The organism is Proteus sp. NMG38-2, from assembly GCF_020640995.1.
Lineage (GTDB): Bacteria > Pseudomonadota > Gammaproteobacteria > Enterobacterales > Enterobacteriaceae > Proteus.
On record NZ_CP085481.1, the window covers coordinates 2,731,608 to 2,751,199 of the forward strand.

At 38.3% G+C, this 19,592-nt stretch carries 16 protein-coding genes; 8 read left to right on the forward strand and 8 right to left on the reverse strand.

The window, feature by feature from the left end:
* The first annotated feature begins 194 nt into the window (after positions 1-194).
* The 5 genes from nrdA to tyrP all read left to right on the forward strand — a co-directional run bounded on the left by nrdA (position 195) and on the right by tyrP (position 5,650).
* Positions 195-2,486: a class 1a ribonucleoside-diphosphate reductase subunit alpha gene (gene nrdA, locus LG402_RS13115; protein ID WP_166540713.1), complete on the forward strand. Its 2,292-nt coding sequence runs from the start codon at positions 195-197 to the stop codon at positions 2,484-2,486.
* 11 nt (positions 2,487-2,497) lie between these two features.
* Positions 2,498-3,628: a class Ia ribonucleoside-diphosphate reductase subunit beta gene (gene nrdB / locus LG402_RS13120; protein ID WP_109407228.1), complete on the forward strand. Its 1,131-nt coding sequence runs from the start codon at positions 2,498-2,500 to the stop codon at positions 3,626-3,628.
* Positions 3,629-3,653: 25 nt separating this feature from the next.
* Complete coding sequence (yfaE, locus tag LG402_RS13125) at positions 3,654-3,932, forward strand: class I ribonucleotide reductase maintenance protein YfaE (RefSeq protein ID WP_109407229.1); 279 nt, start codon at positions 3,654-3,656, stop codon at positions 3,930-3,932.
* Between the two features lie 90 nt (positions 3,933-4,022).
* Positions 4,023-4,256, forward strand: coding sequence for a YgdI/YgdR family lipoprotein (locus LG402_RS13130; RefSeq protein ID WP_166540714.1), 234 nt, complete (start codon positions 4,023-4,025; stop codon positions 4,254-4,256).
* A gap of 182 nt (positions 4,257-4,438) precedes the next feature.
* Positions 4,439-5,650 carry a tyrosine transporter TyrP gene (gene tyrP, locus LG402_RS13135; protein WP_413685595.1) on the forward strand — a complete coding sequence of 404 codons (1,212 nt, stop codon included), beginning with the start codon at positions 4,439-4,441 and terminating at the stop codon, positions 5,648-5,650.
* A gap of 84 nt (positions 5,651-5,734) precedes the next feature.
* Here tyrP and LG402_RS13140 read toward each other — a convergent pair whose 3' ends face one another.
* Positions 5,735-6,277: a YfaZ family outer membrane protein gene (locus LG402_RS13140; RefSeq protein ID WP_166540716.1), complete on the reverse strand. Its 543-nt coding sequence runs from the start codon at positions 6,275-6,277 to the stop codon at positions 5,735-5,737.
* A gap of 284 nt (positions 6,278-6,561) precedes the next feature.
* Here LG402_RS13140 and LG402_RS13145 point away from each other — a divergent pair, with 284 nt between their 5' ends.
* A complete protein-coding gene (locus tag LG402_RS13145; protein WP_166540717.1) occupies positions 6,562-8,016 on the forward strand; it encodes a catalase in 1,455 nt (484 codons plus the stop codon).
* 178 nt (positions 8,017-8,194) lie between these two features.
* On the opposite strand, the gene menE is transcribed toward LG402_RS13145, so the two are convergent.
* The 6 genes from menE to LG402_RS13175 form a co-directional block, all read right to left on the reverse strand.
* A complete protein-coding gene (menE, locus tag LG402_RS13150) occupies positions 8,195-9,622 on the reverse strand; it encodes an o-succinylbenzoate--CoA ligase (protein WP_227335716.1) in 1,428 nt (475 codons plus the stop codon).
* Positions 9,610-10,581: an o-succinylbenzoate synthase gene (menC, locus tag LG402_RS13155; RefSeq protein ID WP_227335717.1), complete on the reverse strand. Its 972-nt coding sequence runs from the start codon at positions 10,579-10,581 to the stop codon at positions 9,610-9,612. Before menC ends, menE begins: the two co-directional genes overlap by 13 nt.
* Positions 10,581-11,438 carry a 1,4-dihydroxy-2-naphthoyl-CoA synthase gene (menB, locus tag LG402_RS13160; protein WP_109407235.1) on the reverse strand — a complete coding sequence of 286 codons (858 nt, stop codon included), beginning with the start codon at positions 11,436-11,438 and terminating at the stop codon, positions 10,581-10,583. Before menB ends, menC begins: the two co-directional genes overlap by 1 nt.
* Before the next feature lie 12 nt (positions 11,439-11,450).
* Positions 11,451-12,218 carry a 2-succinyl-6-hydroxy-2,4-cyclohexadiene-1-carboxylate synthase gene (gene menH, locus LG402_RS13165; protein WP_166540720.1) on the reverse strand — a complete coding sequence of 256 codons (768 nt, stop codon included), beginning with the start codon at positions 12,216-12,218 and terminating at the stop codon, positions 11,451-11,453.
* Positions 12,193-13,887 (reverse strand): 2-succinyl-5-enolpyruvyl-6-hydroxy-3-cyclohexene-1-carboxylic-acid synthase, encoded by a 1,695-nt coding sequence (gene menD / locus LG402_RS13170; protein ID WP_166540721.1) that lies wholly within the window; start codon positions 13,885-13,887, stop codon positions 12,193-12,195. Before menD ends, menH begins: the two co-directional genes overlap by 26 nt.
* Before the next feature lie 352 nt (positions 13,888-14,239).
* Positions 14,240-15,571: an isochorismate synthase gene (locus LG402_RS13175; protein WP_166540722.1), complete on the reverse strand. Its 1,332-nt coding sequence runs from the start codon at positions 15,569-15,571 to the stop codon at positions 14,240-14,242.
* A 211-nt stretch (positions 15,572-15,782) separates the two neighbouring features.
* Between LG402_RS13175 and LG402_RS13180 the strand changes: the two genes are divergently transcribed.
* Together LG402_RS13180 and LG402_RS13185 are read left to right on the forward strand one after the other, a co-directional pair.
* Positions 15,783-16,994, forward strand: a complete 1,212-nt coding sequence (locus LG402_RS13180; RefSeq protein ID WP_109407239.1) for an alpha-xenorhabdolysin family binary toxin subunit A — start codon at positions 15,783-15,785, stop codon at positions 16,992-16,994.
* Between the two features lie 15 nt (positions 16,995-17,009).
* Positions 17,010-18,056 (forward strand): alpha-xenorhabdolysin family binary toxin subunit B, encoded by a 1,047-nt coding sequence (locus tag LG402_RS13185; protein ID WP_227335718.1) that lies wholly within the window; start codon positions 17,010-17,012, stop codon positions 18,054-18,056.
* A 60-nt stretch (positions 18,057-18,116) separates the two neighbouring features.
* On the opposite strand, the gene nuoN is transcribed toward LG402_RS13185, so the two are convergent.
* A complete protein-coding gene (nuoN, locus tag LG402_RS13190) occupies positions 18,117-19,586 on the reverse strand; it encodes an NADH-quinone oxidoreductase subunit NuoN (RefSeq protein WP_109407241.1) in 1,470 nt (489 codons plus the stop codon).
* Between the last annotated feature and the right edge of the window lie 6 nt (positions 19,587-19,592).

Sequence of the window (19,592 nt, forward strand, 5' to 3'; positions counted from 1 at the left end):
GAAACAATCAGATTTGTACACTTGATCAATCTCTCAATTACCTTTATCTTGTTATCACCATTTGAACCAACCCCTATATATTGTGTTTCCTTAAATTTCACACCACAAGACTCCTTGACACTCTTTGTCATCGGGAGCGTTTTTTTGCGGTATAAAATTTCAGGTAGCACTAATGCAAGAAAGGTGCATCGCTCATGAATCACAGCCTGCTCGTCACAAAACGTGATGGTCATAAAGAACGCATTGACTTAGACAAAATTCACCGTGTAATCGCCTGGGCCGCTGAAGGCCTAGAAAATGTCTCTGTATCTCAAGTTGAATTACGTTCTCAGATTCAGTTTTATGATGGTATCAAAACTGCTGATATCCATGAAACACTGGTAAAAGCTGCTGCAGACTTAATTTCAGGTGAAACTCCTGATTATCAATATCTTGCTGCCCGTCTTGCCGTATTTAACTTACGTAAAAAAGCCTATGGCCAATTTGAGCCACCAACGCTCTATGAGCACGTTAAAAAATTAGTTGATCTAGGCAAATACGACCGTCATCTTCTTGAAGATTACACCCAAGAAGAATTTGAGCAGATGAATAACTTTGTTGTTCATCAACGTGATATGAACTTCTCTTATGCTGCGGTTAAACAGCTAGAGGGTAAATATTTCGTTCAAAACCGTATTACTGGCGAAATTTACGAAAGTGCACAATTTTTATATGTTTTAGTTGCAGCTTGCTTGTTCTCTCGTTATCCACAAGCAACACGTATGGACTATATCGAACGCTTTTATAATGCGATTTCTACTTTCAAAATCTCATTACCAACGCCAATTATGGCTGGCGTCAGAACACCAACTCGTCAATTTAGCTCTTGTGTATTAATTGAGTGTGACGATAGCCTTGATTCTATCAATGCAACATCAAGCGCTATTGTAAAATACGTTTCTCAACGTGCGGGTATTGGTATCAATGCAGGTCGTATTCGTGCATTAGGCAGTGCTATTCGTAATGGCGAAGCGTTTCATACAGGTTGTATTCCTTTCTACAAACACTTCCAAACTGCGGTAAAATCTTGCTCGCAAGGTGGTGTTCGTGGTGGCGCTGCCACACTGTTCTACCCTTTGTGGCATTTAGAAGTTGAAAGCCTGCTGGTACTGAAAAACAATCGTGGTGTTGATGATAACCGTGTTCGTCATTTAGATTACGGTGTGCAATTAAACAAATTAATGTATGAACGTTTAATCAAAGGCCAGGATATTACCTTATTCAGCCCTTCTGATGTTCCTGGTTTATATGATGCTTTCTTTGCCGATCAAGATGAATTTGAACGCTTATATGTACAATATGAGAAAGATAAGAGCATCCGCCAAAAACAAGTTAAAGCGGTTGAGTTATTCTCATTAATGATGCAAGAGCGTGCATCTACGGGCCGTATTTACATTCAAAATGTTGACCACTGTAATACACACAGCCCATTTGATCCGGCTATTGCACCTATCCGCCAATCAAACCTGTGTTTAGAAATTGCACTACCTACTAAACCATTAAACGATATTAAAGATCCTAATGGTGAAATTGCACTCTGTACCTTGTCAGCCTTTAACTTAGGTGCAATTGAAAATCTTGATGATTTAGAAGAGCTAGCTCGTTTAGCTGTTCGCTCACTGGATGCGCTATTAGATTACCAAGATTATCCAATCTTAGCCGCTAAACAAGGCGCAATGGGCCGTCGTACCTTAGGTATTGGTGTTATTAACTTTGCTTATTACTTAGCTAAACACGGTGTTCGCTACTCTGACGGCAGTGCAAATAACTTAACTCATCGTGCATTTGAAGCAATTCAATATTATTTATTAAAAGCATCTAATGAATTAGCAAAAGAACAAGGCGCATGCCCATGGTTTAATGAAACCACTTATGCTGAAGGTATTTTACCTATTGATACCTATAAAAAATCATTAGATGTTCTGACAAAAGAACCTCTGCATTACGACTGGGAAGGCTTACGCAAAGACATTAAAGAGCACGGCTTACGTAACTCAACATTGTCTGCACTGATGCCATCAGAAACCTCTTCTCAGATTTCGAATGCAACCAATGGTATCGAGCCACCTCGTGGTTATATCAGTATTAAAGCCTCTAAAGACGGTATTTTACGTCAAGTGGTTCCTGAGTATGAGCGTTTGAAAGGCGCTTATGAATTACTGTGGCAAATGCCAAGTATTGAAGGTTATTTGCAGTTAGTGGGCATTATGCAAAAATTCGTTGACCAAGCGATTTCAGCGAACACTAACTACGATCCTACTCGTTTCCCTAGCGGTAAGGTTCCAATGAACCAGCTGCTGAAAGATTTGCTGCTCGCTTACAAATATGGTGTGAAAACACTTTATTATCACAACACCCGTGATGGTGCAGATGATGTACAGGGTGATCTGGAAGAAGTCGTTGAGACTGAAGATTCAGATTGTGAAGGCGGCGCGTGTAAAATTTAATTGAGGAAGCTATGTCCTATACTACTTTTTCACAAGTTAAAAATGATCAACTTCAGGAGCCCATGTTTTTTGGGCAGCCTGTTAACGTAGCGCGTTATGATCAGCAAAAATACCCTATTTTTGAAAAGCTAATTGAAAAACAACTCTCCTTCTTCTGGCGTCCAGAAGAAGTGGACGTTTCTCGTGATCGTATTGACTACAATGCACTGCCTGATCATGAAAAACACATTTTTATTAGTAATTTAAAATATCAAACTCTGTTGGATTCGATTCAAGGCAGAAGCCCTAACGTGGCATTCTTACCTTTAATCTCGATCCCTGAGTTAGAAACATGGGTTGAAACATGGTCATTCTCTGAAACCATTCACTCGCGCTCTTATACTCATATTATCCGTAATATTGTTAACGATCCGTCAGTTGTGTTTGATGATATCGTTGAAAATGAAGAAATTTTAAAACGTGCGCGTGATATTTCTTCTTACTACGATGAGTTGATCAGATTAACTAACCTTTATCACATGTATGGTGAAGGTGATCATCATGTTCAAGGTAAAACCGTTAATGTGACTTTACGCAAATTAAAGAAACAACTTTATTTGTGTATCATGAGTGTAAATGCGTTAGAAGCGATTCGTTTCTATGTAAGCTTTGCGTGTTCATTTGCCTTTGCTGAACGAGAGTTAATGGAAGGTAACGCTAAAATCATTAAATTGATTGCACGTGATGAAGCATTGCACTTAACGGGTACGCAACACATGCTGAATCTACTGCGTTCAGGTCAAGACGATCCTGAAATGGCAGAAATAGCCGCAGAATGTGAACAAGAATGTTATGACTTGTTTGTTGAAGCCGCAGAGCAAGAAAAAGAGTGGGCAGAATACCTGTTCTCAGAAGGCTCGATGATTGGTTTAAATAAAGAAATTCTCTGCCAATATGTTGAATATATTACCAATATTCGTATGCAAGCAGTAGGTCTTAAATTACCATTTAAAGCGCGCTCAAATCCTATTCCATGGATCAATGCATGGTTAGTGTCTGACAACGTTCAAGTAGCACCTCAAGAAGTTGAAGTCAGTTCTTATCTTGTGGGCCAAATTGATTCACAAGTTGATACTGATGACTTGAGTAATTTTGAACTGTAATACCGAGAAATAACACTGATACGTTATGGCATCTCATAAAGTGACCCTGCATCAGCAGGGTCTTTCAACACCACTAGAATTTCATACTGACGCCCACCCTTCATTGCTTGATGCTTTAGAGCATGGGAAAGTTCAAGTCGAATACCAATGCCGTGAGGGTTATTGTGGCTCTTGTCGTCTACGTTTAGTGAAAGGCAAGGTTTGCTATCGCAATGAACCTTTAGCATTTATCCAACCCGATGAAATCTTACCTTGTAGCTGTCATCCTATTAGTGACATTGAAATAGAAATTTGCTCTGAATGATTTGAATTATCTTAATTTTCCTTTTTTTCTAACATTGTTGTCCATCATTGACTAGAATTAAATTACATTGATGAAAAAAGGAAAAACATTATGAAATTAAATTCTATTTTCTCAGTTGTTGCTATCTCTGCATCACTTTTATTAGTTGCGGGTTGTTCAACTCCACAAAAAATAGAAACAGTAAATGGGGAAACGATTTTAACAACAGATAAGCCCCAAGAAGATGAAAAAACTGGATTAATTACCTATAAAGATGCAGAAACTGGGCAATTGAAACAAATTAATCGTGAGCAGATAAGACGAATGGTAGAGCTTGACGATTAATATTCTTAATTAATCACCTCTATTAAGCGCCAATTGATACTTATTAATTGGCGTTTTTTTATTCATTTTTTATTTTCCGTAAAGAAATAATTACAGTATACGTAATTAAAATTTGACAGGTATTTACCATTCTTATACTCTGCATTTTATATAAATAAAATAGCTAGCGAGCAGAGGACTTAGTGAAAAATCGCACTATAGGTAGTGTTTTTATTGTTGCAGGAACAACAATTGGGGCAGGCATGTTGGCAATGCCACTGGCTGCGGTGGGTATTGGCTTTGGTACTATTATGCTATTACTCGTAGGACTGTGGTTATTAATGAGTTATACCGCGCTCTTGCTAGTGGAAGTTTATCAATACAACGATCCTCATACTGGTCTTGGTTCAATCGCTAAGCGTTATCTTGGTGTTGGTGGTCAAGTGATCACTGGACTTGCTCTACTCTTATTGATGTATGCATTGACGACAGCTTACATTAGCGGCGCTGGCGAATTGCTTTCATCTACCCTATCCTCTTGGATTGGTCATGAACTCTCTGTCACTCAAGGTATTATAATCTTTACAGTGATTGGTGGTGCTGTAGTAGGTATTGGTACCACATCAGTTGATATGATTAATCGGCTGCTATTTACAGCAAAAGTTTTCTTCTTAATCTTTATGCTGGTTGTGATGCTACCCCACGTTGAAAGTGTCAATTTAACGTCAATGCCAGTCGCTCACGGGCTTATTCTTTCTGCTATTCCCGTTATTTTTACTTCATTTGGTTTCCACGGTAGCGTGCCAAGTATTGTAAGTTATATGAATGGCGATATTAAAAAGTTACGTATTATCTTTATTATTGGTAGTGCAATCCCTCTTGTTGCCTATATTTTATGGCAAATTGCCACATTAGGAGCCATTCCTACAAATACTTTTATGGGAATTATGGCGCAACAATCAGGTTTAAATGGCCTACTTACCGCTATCCGCGATGTCGTTGCAACGCCTCGCGTCAATATTGCAGTAAACCTATTTGCTGCATTGGCGTTAGCTACCTCATTCCTTGGTGTTGCACTAGGCTTATTTGATTATCTTGCTGACCTATTTAAACGCAGTAATCGTGCTACAGGTCGTATGCAATCAAGCTTATTAACCTTCGTTCCGCCTTTACTTTGTGCTCTTTATTTTCCTAACTTTGTACAAGCATTAGCTTATGCAGCTATTGCATTATCTATTTTGGCATTGCTACTACCTGCTTTATTAGTTTGGAAAGTAAGACAAGAGCAACACAGCGCGGATAAATACAAAGTCAAAGGTGGAAAAGGTGCATTAGCCGTTGTCTTTACTTGTGGCTTAGTTGTGATCAGTATTCAAGTCGCCATCACTTTTGGTTTATTACCTCAAGTCGGTTAATCACATTTTTTATACAGACAACAAAAAAGCAGGTGTTGATTGTTCAACACCTGCTTTTTATTTAACGTTACTGCAAGTTTTTGCTTAGAAACTTAAACCTGCACCCACATAGAACCCATCAGCTAATTTATTATTACTTCTATTATGTGAGTTTTCGATTTCAATCACACGATAACCTGCATTGACATGCAATGGTTTAAATACCGTTAATTGCGCGCCCACATCGGCTTCATAATAAGATTTGCTACCAGACGTTAATCCTTCAGGAGAGCCATAAGCCTCACCATAAACACTTAAAGAAGGTAAAATATCCCAATTAAGCCCAACACCACCCGCTAAAGCAGCGCCATCATCACCATTTTTTGGTGATAAATAGAGCGCTTTACCACCAACACTTGCTGAAAAAGGCCCTAAAGGCAGAGCAAACTTCGCACCTAAGCTACCTAACTGACCATCATGATCACTACGAGCCCAGTTACCATTAAAAGAAAGGCCCGCATTAGGATTACCTAGTCCTGCTCGAACGTCCGTATAATGCTCACCCGCTTGAATATTCATTGATACTGCATTGGCATTTGCCGCCATAAATAATGTACTTATAGCGCCGACCAATAAATATTTTTTCATTGTTATTACTCCAGCAAATAATTGTCCTAACTTATAATTATACAACAAATTTATTAAACAACTTGAGTCAAAATTGAAAGCTAATCTGTAGAATTTTCAATCTATGTAAATAAGTTACGTCTATCAATATTATTGGTCTAATCGGTTTTATTAATGAGTTTAATATTGTTAAAGTGGATTTGCAGTCAATATTAACCATAATAAATATAAGGCTGTTCGCTTCATTTTATTCACACATGCTATTTTTTTAGAACGTTTACTATTTCATAAACTGGAGATATGTGATGGAAAAGAAAAAGCTAACAACGGCGTCTGGCGCACCTGTTGTAGACAATAATAACTCAATGACCGCAGGCCCACGTGGCCCAATGTTGCTTCAAGATGTCTGGTTTCTAGAAAAACTTGCTCACTTTGATCGTGAAGTTATTCCTGAAAGACGTATGCACGCAAAAGGCTCAGGCGCTTTTGGTACATTTAAAGTTACTCACGATATTACACAATATACTCGCGCTAAAATTTTCTCTAAAGTGGGTAAAAAAACAGAAATGTTTGCTCGCTTTTCAACAGTTGCTGGTGAAAGAGGTGCCGCAGACGCAGAACGTGATATTCGTGGTTTTGCGTTAAAATTTTACACTGAAGAAGGTAACTGGGATATGGTGGGTAACAACACCCCTGTTTTCTATCTTCGTGATGCGCTGAAATTCCCTGACTTAAACCACGTTGTAAAACGTGATCCTAAAACTAACCTACGTAATATGGCATACAAATGGGACTTCTTCTCTCATTTACCAGAAGCATTACACCAATTAACCATTGATATGAGTGACCGTGGTTTACCACAAAGCTACCGTTTTATTCATGGTTTTGGTAGCCATACCTACAGCTTTATTAATAAAGATAATGAGCGTTTTTGGGTTAAATTCCACTTCCGTTGCCAACAAGGCATTAAAAACCTGATGGATGACGAAGCACAAACACTCGTAGGTCAAGATAGAGAAAGTTCACAACGTGACTTATTTAATGCTATTGAGCGCGGTGATTTCCCACGTTGGAATTTACAAATTCAAGTGATGCCAGAAAAAGAAGCATCAACTGTACCTTATAATCCTTTTGATTTAACCAAAGTTTGGCCTCATGCGGATTATCCATTAATTGATGTGGGTTACTTTGAATTAAACCGTAATCCTGAGAACTATTTTTCTGATGTTGAACAAGCAGCATTTAGTCCTGCTAACATTGTTCCTGGTATCGGATTCTCTCCAGATAAAATGCTACAAGGTCGCCTATTCTCTTACGGTGATGCTCACCGTTATCGTTTAGGTGTTAACCATCATCAGATCCCAGTTAATGCACCAAAATGCCCGTTCCATAATTACCATCGTGATGGTGCAATGCGTGTTGATGGTAATAGTGGTAGCGGTATTACTTATGAGCCAAATAATGGTGGCATGTTCCAAGAACAGCCTAATTTTAAAGAGCCACCATTATCTATCGAAGGTGCAGCAGATCACTGGAACCATCGTGAAGACGAAGATTATTTCAGCCAACCTCGTGCACTGTATGAATTACTGAGTGATGAAGAGCATCAACGTATGTTTGCTCGTATCGCGGGTGAATTAATACAGGCAAGTAAAGATACACAAAAACGCCAAATTGCCTTATTTAAGAAAGTCCATCCTGAATACGGCGCAGGCGTTGAAAAAGCAATGAAAGCTTTAGCGAAAGCAGAAGCTAAGTAACTGCATAATAAGAAGCCTTGTGAGCAACTTGGCAAAACAGAAAGGCGCCTTCGGGCGCCTTCATTATCTCTAATAATCTTTATGATTTACTGTTATTAAAATAAATTATCAAAAATAGGCATTCTTCAAACTAAGTTTATATATATTTTTGAGGGGAAGTTCGAAAAATGCATAGATATCACTTCAACATTTGCCCTTTCACCCATTCTTGCACTTGTTTACGAGAGATTTTAATTCCGCCATTCTTAAGGCTTTCAGGAAGTTGTAAACAAGCAACAGGTCGTTGAAATCCGGCTAATAGAGAGTGATACCACTGTGGTAATTGATTGATTATTTCAATATCAGCATCCACAACTGCGACTGGACGCTGCCCAAATTCAGCATCATCAATAGGGACCACAAAAGATTGGCTAATACTTGGATGTGTATTAAGGATTTTTTCAATATCTTCTGGTTGAATTCCTTCACCGGCACTGAAAAAGAGATTATCCAAGCGCCCTAAAACACACCACTCATCTGCACTAAAACAGCCTTTATCTCGCGTTGAATACCAGCCATCAGCCGTAAGCGATAGCGGTTTTAATTTACCATCAAACCAATAACCTAATGCGACACTATCAGACATTATCTGGAGTTCATCATCCACTAACCTAACTTCTTTACCTTTTAGTGGAAACCCGACTCCTGCTTTACCATCTGCACGTTTTGCACAAACAGTTGATGCCATTTCAGTCATACCATAACCACACCAGCATTGAACTCCCCAATGTTCTGCTTCTTGCGTTAGCTCAATAGGGATCATTGCTCCCCCTAATAGAACCGACTTTAAGGTAATAGGTTGCTTATCTTGTTGCGTTCTACTTTGTAAGAAGCGCCATAATTGTGTAGGAACCAAAGAAGCATGAGTGCAACCTTGTAACGCTTTTTCAAAAGGGTGCATATCACGTACCACTAGAGTTGCGCCACGTAACAACCAACGCCAAAAAACACCTTGCCCAGAGACATGAAATAGAGGTAAAGAAAGTAACCAACTATCCCCTTTTTCAAAAGGTATTAATGACAAAACCCCCGTTGCACTGCAAAGATGCGCATCAAAAGTATGCACCGCAGCTTTGGGTAAACCTGATGAACCTGATGTCAAAATAAGTGTTGCCATACGAGATGGCTCCCATAAGACATCATTTATAGTTTGAGTTTTATATTGACGTGACGTGTTATCTAACTCAATACCTCTAAGATCAAGCAATGTTGCATTTAAATCTAGCGGTATCTCACTCAAATCAGCATAAAAATCAATACCTAAGTGAGGTAATAATTCATCAAGTAAAGATTTTGGAAGCTGTGGATTTAAAGGTAAAACCTTCGCACCACATTGAAAAATAGCGAGTAGTGTAAAAACAAGATTGATATGATTTTTGCCTCGTAACAATACTGTGCTTTGAGTATTAATACCCTGCTTAATAAAATGGTTCGCTAATTGATTAATATGACAACTTAATTGTTGCCATGTAATAGGCGAATTGCCTGAAATGATGGCCGTTTCATTTGGGGTTAATTGTGCCCAGTGATGCCACGGCCATTGTTTAAATGGAACTACTGTTGCCATACTGTCTCTAGCTGTTCAAGAGAGATAAGTGGAATATCCACATTTGGCCAAGGACGAATAAGTTGCTGTTTGATTAAATCAACAGTATCGAGCCCCGGAATGCTATTAGGTGTTAACCACTGTGCAATTCTTGCTAATTGAGTCAGCCCGAAGCTACTCTCAATACTTGAACTGATAATGGCATCTAATCCTAACGCATGCGCTTGTTTAACAAGCAGTTGACAGCGTTCAAGGCTTCCCACCAGCGTAGGTTTTATCACAATCGTAGTGACGCCAGGTTGTGGTTTTACTTCAAAACCGTCATCACGCACTGTTTCATCCCAAGCAATATTAATTCCTGTTGCTTGAGAAAAAGCCAGCGACTCTTCTGGTGTTTTGCAAGGCTCTTCTAAGAATGCAATACGATCACGCCATGCAGGGTTTACATACTTCGCAAATCCTTCTGCTTTGGCTGGTGTCCAGCTTCTGTTCGCATCCAACCTTAATTTTAAGTCTGGAATGGCTTCTAATAGCAGGTTAACAACAATCCCATCACGTACCGCTTCATATAATCCCACCTTGATTTTAGCGACTTTTTCACCTTCCATATCATTAAGGCTTAAAATCAAATCATCAGGGTCGCCATTACATAAAGGAGCTGCGCGATAGTTTGCCTCTAGTGGCAATGTGCCTTCAAGCTCTGCTAATGCACAACTTAGGCCAAAAGCCACGCTTGGCAGTTCACTGTGCTCAGGGTTTTCACCCGCACACCACGCAGTTAACCAAGATTGCGCTGATACTTGTGCTTGCTCTAAAGTTTCACGGCTAAACTCAGGAAGAGGTGAAATCTCACCCCATCCTTGTTTGCCATTTTGCTCTAAACAGACAAGAAAACCATCACGCGTTTTTAGCCTTTGATAGCGCAGAACAACGCCTGCATCTACAGGTAGGCTGAATGAATAGAGTTTGGCGTTTCGCATTATGGGTTACGTTTAAATCGAGAGAAATCAGGTTGACGTTTTTCGTTAAAGGCGTTGCGGCCTTCTTGACCTTCATCCGTCATATAGAACAGCATAGTTGCATTACCCGCTAATTCTTGCAGGCCTGCTTGACCATCACAATCCGCATTTAATGCTGCTTTCAAGCAACGTAATGCCATTGGGCTGTTTTCCAGCATTTCACGACACCAACGAACGGTTTCTTTTTCAAGATCAGCATAAGGTACAACAGTGTTAACCAAGCCCATCTCTAATGCTTCTTTTGCATCATATTGACGGCATAAGAACCAAATTTCGCGCGCTTTCTTTTGGCCAACAATACGAGCCATATAAGAAGCACCCCAACCACCATCAAAGGAACCCACTTTAGGGCCTGTTTGACCAAAAATAGCGTTTTCTGCCGCGATAGTTAAGTCACACATCATATGAAGCACATGACCACCACCAATAGAATAACCAGCGACCATTGCCACAACAGGTTTCGGGCAAGTACGGATTTGGCGTTGGAAATCCAACACGTTCAGGTGATGCGTACCGCTATCATCACGGTATCCGCCGTAGTCACCACGAATTTTTTGGTCACCACCAGCACAGAATGCTTTTTCACCTGCACCCGTTAAAATGATAGTACCAATTGTGTCATCATAACGTGCATCGGCTAATGCTTGGATCATCTCTTTCACTGTCAAAGGACGGAAAGCATTACGCACTTGCGGGCGGTTAATCGTAATTTTTGCAATGCCATCGACTGATTTATGGTAGAGAATATCTTCAAAACCTTCAGAACAATCTAGCCATTCAATCGGTGCATATAACTTTTCTTCGCTCGGGTAAAGCATAATTAGGTTCCTTTAACCAAAGAGGGATAAAACATGATTTATCACCGCAGCATAAGCAGCTGGCTGTGCCTGATGCGCATTATGTCCAGCTTGCGGGATAGTCGTTAATGGTAGCGAATATTGCTGCGCTATCGCTTGAAATTTTTTATCTTTCTCACCACAAAGCCAAATAAATGGCAAAGTGAGTTGCTGCAATTCAGAGACTAGCCAAGGCTGATGACCTAAAGAAAGCATCTCTAAACTTTCTGCAATACAAAACCCCGCATTATGGCGACGTTTTTCAATCAATAATTGTCGGTTTTCATCACTTAGATCAGCAAATACAGGTTGTTGATACCATTGTGTTAATACATCACAAATAGGTTCATTACGAAAACGCTCAGCCCAACATTTATCATGCGCAATGCGATTTTGCCTTTCTGTTGCATCATTTAAACCTGGGTTGCCACCTTCTACAATCAATCCCATTAATCCTGCCGTATCACCAAAACATGCATGATACATCGAGATCCTGCCACCTAACGAGTAACCAATTAACCAATAGTGATCAATACCTTGCTCTTTTAGAGTGTCTGTTAACAAAGTGCTCACTTCAACAAAATCTTTCGCGCTGATAGATGCAGAACCACCATGACGAGGCAAATCAATCACAAGTGATGGATATTCATGGCAAGCCTGAATGACAGGCTCCCATTCACAACCTTCACCTAATAGCCCATGCAACCAAACTAACCAAGGCCCTTCATTATGGGTATTATATCGCTGACATGCTAAAGTCATGAGATGTTACCTGTTTTACCAGCTGATTTAATGTTTTTGCGCCATCAGTATCATCAACAATTAATTCAATTAATGTTGTTGTTGGCGCCCCTGTCCAGCAATCCTGAACAGTCGTTAACAGTGCATCCCAACTTGTTGGTGATACATAATGCAAACCAAACATTGCGGCTGCATGTTTGAAATTTAATGAGTGAGGCATACAGTAAAAACGTTCTCGTTCTGCCTCTGGCGTGGGTAACATAGAAAATATTTGCCCACCGTTATTATTCACTACGATAATAACATTAGGTGCATAAACTTGTTGATGTAACGCTAAACTATTTAAATCATACAATGCCGATAAATCGCCCAAAATTGTTAATGTTGGCTTTTTTGTCGCGCGGTGAACACCTGCAGAGGTTGAAATTAAACCATCAATACCACTTGCACCTCGGTTACTCATTACCGGATAACCTTGTGGTAATCGAGCAAAAGCATCAATTAATCTCACTATCAGACTATTGCCAACAAATAACTGTCCATCACTAGGAAGTAATTTATCTAATTGATGTGCAACCTGTGCTTCACCAAAATAATTCGTTATTTCACTTACCTTTTGATAGGTTTGTGTAGCTATATCTGTTAATGCTTTAGCCCAAGATAAATTATCAACAGCTGGGTGTGCCCTTAACCATTGCATGGGTGATAATGTGAATTTTTCACCTTGATGATGGCCGGGATCTAAGCGTCCCGGAATAGGGTCAACAATCCAATAAGCGTTGGGAGAACATCCCACTTGCCATTGCAATAAACGTTTACCTGTTAAGCTTGAGCCAAATTGAATAACGATTTCGGCATTATTGAGTTTTGATTTTGCTTGTGAGTTATTCAACCATAAATCAGCACAAGGTAACGGTTGCCCTGTTTGGGATAATACATCACCTAATAAAGGCCAACCTAATTGTGATGCCCATTTTGCGACTTCAACACCTTCTTCTGGGCTAATACGCCCAGCGATCACAACACCTTTTTTCTGGCGTAACTCATTCCATTGAGGATGTGTTGAAACTGCATTAAAGCGAGTTTCATGTAACCACGGTTTATCATTTTGCCACCAATTCCCTAAAGCTTCAGTCCATGGTGTTAATGTTTCAACATCATCACCATATAACGGTTCAGCAAAAGGACAATTAACGTGTAACGCGCCATGAACCAATGTATTCATCGCATTATCAAGTGTAGAAACTAACCAGTTTGCGGGAATATCCGCTGTCGGTCGTGGTAAAGAGAGTGTTTGTGAAGGATGCGTTGCAAAAATACCTTGCTGACGGATAGCTTGATTTGCACCGCAATCAATTAATTCGGGCGGTCGGTCTGCGGTTAAAAAGATAACACGCTCCCCTGTTAATCCCGCTTCAATTAATGCCGGATACAAATTAGCGACAGCGGTACCTGATGTCACAATCACGGCAACAGGATCTTTGGTTGCTTTTGCCAACCCCAAAGCTAAATGACCAAGCCCACGTTCATCAAAATGCGTATGACATATTAATTTTTGATTAGCGGCAGCTGCGAGTGTTAAAGGAGTCGAACGTGATCCGGGTGCGATACAGATATGGCGTAAACCATGACGAGTCAAAGTTTCGAGTATAACTTTAGCCCATTGGCGATTAAACGAACTATTAGACATTGATCATCCCAACAACGAAAACCTGCAATTGCTATTATAATATCTGTTCCTAAATACTTTTCCTTAGCCTAGTTCAATGAACAGAAGTTTTCGTTAAATAAATCGTTAAAGAAAACACTCAAAGAGTGCATTATTTAGGCGAGTTGTCCGCCTTATTTTCAAAGCGCTCTTTTTTATCGTTAAGAATAAGAATAAATAACGCTACAGTGCTAAAGAATAGCATCAATTAGTTAACAACTAGCAGTGGTTATTTGAAGAGTAGCACTAAATAACTGACTGTAAAAAAACACTCATCAAATTATGATGATTATTGCTGATGCTATTTATCCTAACTCAGACTTTTAGTAGAAAATTAACTCTCTTTCTCTAGCAATGTTCGTAAACCCGCCGCTTTATTTTCAATTTCTGTCCACTCTTGCTGTGGATCAGAGCCGGCCACAACACCCGCACCTGCATACAGCGTCAAGGTATCATCGTGCAACTCACCACAACGCAAGCTTACTGCAAATTCGGCATGAGGAAGCGATAAATACCCTGCAGATCCGGCATACCAACGACGTTCAAAAGGCTCATGTTTGCGAATAAAAGCGCGCGCAACACTTCTTGGTAATCCACACACCGCCGCAGTTGGCTGTAATCGTTTTAAACAATCAATATCATCTGAATTAATTAATTTTCCATGAATATAACGACGAAGATGTTGTACTTTACGTAAACGGATAACATCAGCTGGAGAGACATCAATACCGTCAACACCACCTTGTAATCGTTGACAAATATCATCAACGACAACCAAATTTTCATGCTGGTTTTTTTTGTCATTCATCAGCCAATCTGCAAACGCTATCGCTTGTTGCTCATTATCCGAACTCGCTACAGTTCCAGCTAACGCTTCGGTATACAACATCAACTCATCACGTTTATATAATCTTTCAGGAGTTGATCCCATAAAGGCATCTGAAGGTGAAAATGCCAGCATATAATGATAGCAATGATGATTGACATCACGACTTGCTTTCATAAATTGAATGGCTTTAAGTGGATTATCTAATGTTAAGCATGTAGCCCTTGCTGGCACTACTTTTTCAAATAAGCCTTGGTTAATTTCATCTAATGCAATATCAAGATAATGAGTCCACTGCTCTTGCGTTAAAGAGTGATTAACTTGAGTCACAGAAACAGAAAGAGGCTCAATATCTAGCGATTGATTTAATGTTTGCAGAAAATCTAAGGTGTCTTTTTTATCAGCGTCATCAAGTAGATTTAAATGAACAGAAAGCTGCTGCTGGTGGCGCCTAATTTCAATTCTAGGTAAAAAAAGATAGGCATCATCCCCATTTATCTCATCTATACGGCCAGGAATAATGGTATCCCACGCATTTAAGCCCCAAATACGCACATCATCAATATTTATATCAGACTGATGAATTGCTAAAAATTGGCGAGCGTCTTGAATATGATTGAAGCAACATAATTGCCCACATGCTGCCACTTCTTCACTCTCATCGCGATGCTGCCAGTAAAATTGCGGATAATACACTTGAGCAGCAAGCCATGAGAGTAATGGGAACGAAACCTCTGACGGCAAGGCGACTTTCAAATGTAAAAGATTACCTTGTGCTGTCAGATTTATTTTTTTAACTTTTTCGTACAGTGTCGAAAACACAGGATTAACCTTTTCCACTCCAAATACCCACAACTAATTAAAAGGGAGATTATACGTCTCTATAAGAATTATCAAAGGGCTGATTAATTATAACCTTTGTCATTTATCAAAGTTTTGTATTTTTCATGTTACAAAGTAGAAGCATTAATCTGTAAATCCTAAATAGTAAACAAATCATTCTAAGAACATGCTGTATAGATAAAAAATTATTATACATAAGAGAGGTTATATGGATACAACCACCTATGAACATATAGATAAAATTATCGAAACGCCCGATATTCCCAAAGAGGCACTCAGCTTAATACTCGGAATAGATAACGAAAATGGGCGCTTACCCGGAATTGTTACTTCTCATGATTTAATTAAGATAAAATCTTATATTAACAAAGCACTTTCACTCCCTTACAAATTAGAAGATGTTATCAATTTTATTGGTTACAATGAAATAAGCATACAACAACTCTCCTCTGATAATATCTTGTCTCTTTTTGTTCGGATCCGAGAACATGCATTTGAATGGAATAAAATTGAATATGCAATAAAACAACAAGCTATTGATTTAGAAATCATGGGAAGGGAAATAACATCTACGGGTGAAAACATCATTTTATTTATTAGCCAAATGCCTTTATTAACCAAAATCTCAACTGTTATCAATGATCTTTCCGATCAAGAATTGGCTAATATTAAATATACCGATCAGGATAAACAAATTTCGACTCAACTTATTCATATATTAGAAAGTATGAAACAAGATATCGAAACTGAACGAGATAAAACCCTTAAAATAAAAGATCTTTTATCTACCTTTAGAAGTAAAATAATGGGTGGGAAAGATAGTAGAAATATACAATATCAATCTATTTATCATGAGGTCATTAACAAAAAAAAACTCATTAATGAATTCAATAATAGTAATAATATCTCTCTCATTGATGAACGAGACTTACTGATTGAGGATATTAAAATATTAAAAGAGGAGTATAAAAACTATGTTGGTCTTGCTTTTACAGGACTTGCGGCAGGTATTATTGGCGTTATTATTACAGGAGGTATTTTTGGCGCTAAAGCTGAAAAAATACGCAAAAAGAGAAATGAATCAATAGAAAAAGTAAAAAGCCTTAATAAGGAGATAGATATCTATACTAACTTATCTCTCTATTTAAATTCTCTTTATATTGAATTGGACGATGTAGAACAACTTATCGAAGATACAAATATAGCATTAGAGCATATTGAATATGTCTGGCAGGCCATAATAACAGAGATAGATGCATCAATAAGTAACTTCAATAAAATAAACAATGCATTAGAACTCATTAAATTTAGTATCTATTTAGAAAAAATCATTTCACCTTGGTATATGGTTATTGGGTATTCAAAAGAGATTTTTATTTCTTTTGATAATGCACTCTCTTCTTTTTACTCATCAAATTAACAAAAGGAAATTGTTATGAATAATAGTAGAAAACAGGTAACGCCTGAAATAAAATTTGAGCATACAAAACTATTTCATGCTTATCGAAACATTCTTTATTTAAGTAATAATAAATGTTACATGAATAATGATTTCAACAACGAATTAACCTTATTCATAGAAAGAAATAATAAAAATATTGAAAACATTATCTATTTCTCACTTGTTTTAAAAACAAGATTAAGGCAGAAATTACTTAATGATACATTTAAAATAGTTAATGAAATTGATAATGAGATAAAAAAAGATTCACTCAGTATCGAATTAAAAATAAAATTAGAAGAGGAAAAGAAAGAGATACTAGATATATTTCTAAATGAAGTCAATGAAACTAAAAAAATCATTGATGAACATTGTCTATTTCTTTCATCAGAAATAAATCAACTCAAAACACAGTTTGTTAGTGATAGGATCATGCCTTTTATTATTGATAAAGAAAATCTCATCAATACATTAACAACTCAAATTGCAACATTAGAGCATGAAAATGAAAAGACAAAACAAGAACTCGATATCATACGCCAAAGTGAAGATATTTTAAACAAACGGAGTTTTTTCGACCTTTTTAATGGCTCTATTCCTTTAAAATCAGAAATTGAAGCACTTAACATTGAAAATAAGGAAAAAAATATTTTATCTTCATTGATAGAAATACTTGATAAATTATTTTCTACATTAAGCCATGGTTTTTCATATGCTAAAATTGTTGAAACTCGTCATCAACTCACAACGCTTTTTCTTTCACAAATAAAACAACTTAGCCAATTAAAAAATGAGAAGCAAAATACTTCATTTACATTAAAACACTACTATATGTTAATTGATATTGACCTTTTTTTAAGGGAATTTATTGAACAATTAATCGTGTTAAATGAGTCTTGGAAAATGATAAATTCACAATTTACAACTTTGAAAAGTAATATGTCATTAACGGAAAAAATTCTTATCCCCCTTTTCCCATTCTTAGATGACTTCACTTTATATTATAGTAATAAAGAACAATTAAAATACACCGAGAATTAACCATAAAAAACGGCTCTATAAAAAGAGCCGTTTTATTATTTGAATTTTTTGTTCTTACGATTAATTTACAGCAGGTGCAATAATCGCAAAATTCGTCAATTCAATTAATGGTTGTGGCCATACACCTAATGCAATCACAACAATCGCACAGATTAATGCAACAAATGTCGCCATATTTTGTGATGTGGTTGCAACCGCTGGCGTATTGTCATTGTCTGGTTTACGTAAGAAAACAATCGCAGCTGCACGTAGGTAGTAGAATAAACCTATCGCACTACCTAACACGACCATACCAGTTAACCACCATAAGCTTGAGTTAATACCTGCAATAATCACATATAGTTTACCAATGAATCCTAAGGTAATTGGTACACCAGCCAGTGATAACATCATCAGGGACATAACTACAGCAACAACAGGACGGCGCCAGAATAATCCACGGTAATCTTCTAGTGAATCCATTTCGCTTTCGCGATAAGGACTTGAAGCTACCGCGATTGCACCAAATGCACCTAAGCTTGCAAACAAGTAACCCGCTAAATAGATTTCGGCCGTTTCTTGCGCCAGCACAGGACTGTATTGCAATACAATTAATGCCACTAGCAGATAACCAAGATGTGATACCGAAGAGTAACCCAGTAAGCGCTTCACGCTTTTTTGCGTTAACGCCATAATGTTACCAAACAGAATAGAGGCAATTGCCATGAAACCTAAGATCATCCGTAAGGTTTCACTATCTGCTGCAGGCGCTTCAAGGAATAAACGCATCACAACTGCAAAAATACCAATCTTACTTGCAGTGGCTAAGAATGCCCCCGTTGGTGCTGGCGCACCTTGGTAAACATCAGGTGTCCATAATTGGAATGGGAATAAAGATAATTTAAATCCAATTCCCACCAACATCATGCCTAAACCTGCAAGCACTAATGGTTTATGGATATTGCTATCACTTAAACTTTGTCCCATAGCAGTAAAGGAAAGGTTTCCTGCTTCTGCATAGAGCAGTGCCATACCAAACAGTAAGAAAGAAGACGCAGCTGCTGAAAGCAGCATGTATTTAATACCCGCTTCCAGTGATGGACGTTGTTGGAATGCATAGCCGATAAGACCAAACAGTGGCAATGTCAGCAATTCAATACCAATAAACATCGATGCGAAATGATGAGCAGATGAGAGTAAAATCCCCCCCACTACTGCAATCGCAATCAGCAAGTAAAACTCTTCTTTGTTATCTTGATAGCCTTCTAACCAAGGATAAGCAAAAGCGATAGTACCAATACCAGAAAGAATAACTAGCGCAGTAAAGAAGCTAGAGTATCCATCAACATGGTAAAGCGTGGTCACGTCAACGACGCCTAATGCATTAACGTAATAGAGTGATCCCAACGCAATAATGAAACCCGTTGCTGTCAAAGTGGCAATGGTGAAATGATCGCGTCGCCACGCAATGGACAGCATCACAACCACCACCGTCAATCCGACGATTAATAGCGGTAGCATTGCGATCAATTGTTCAGGAGTTATTGTCATGGCGAA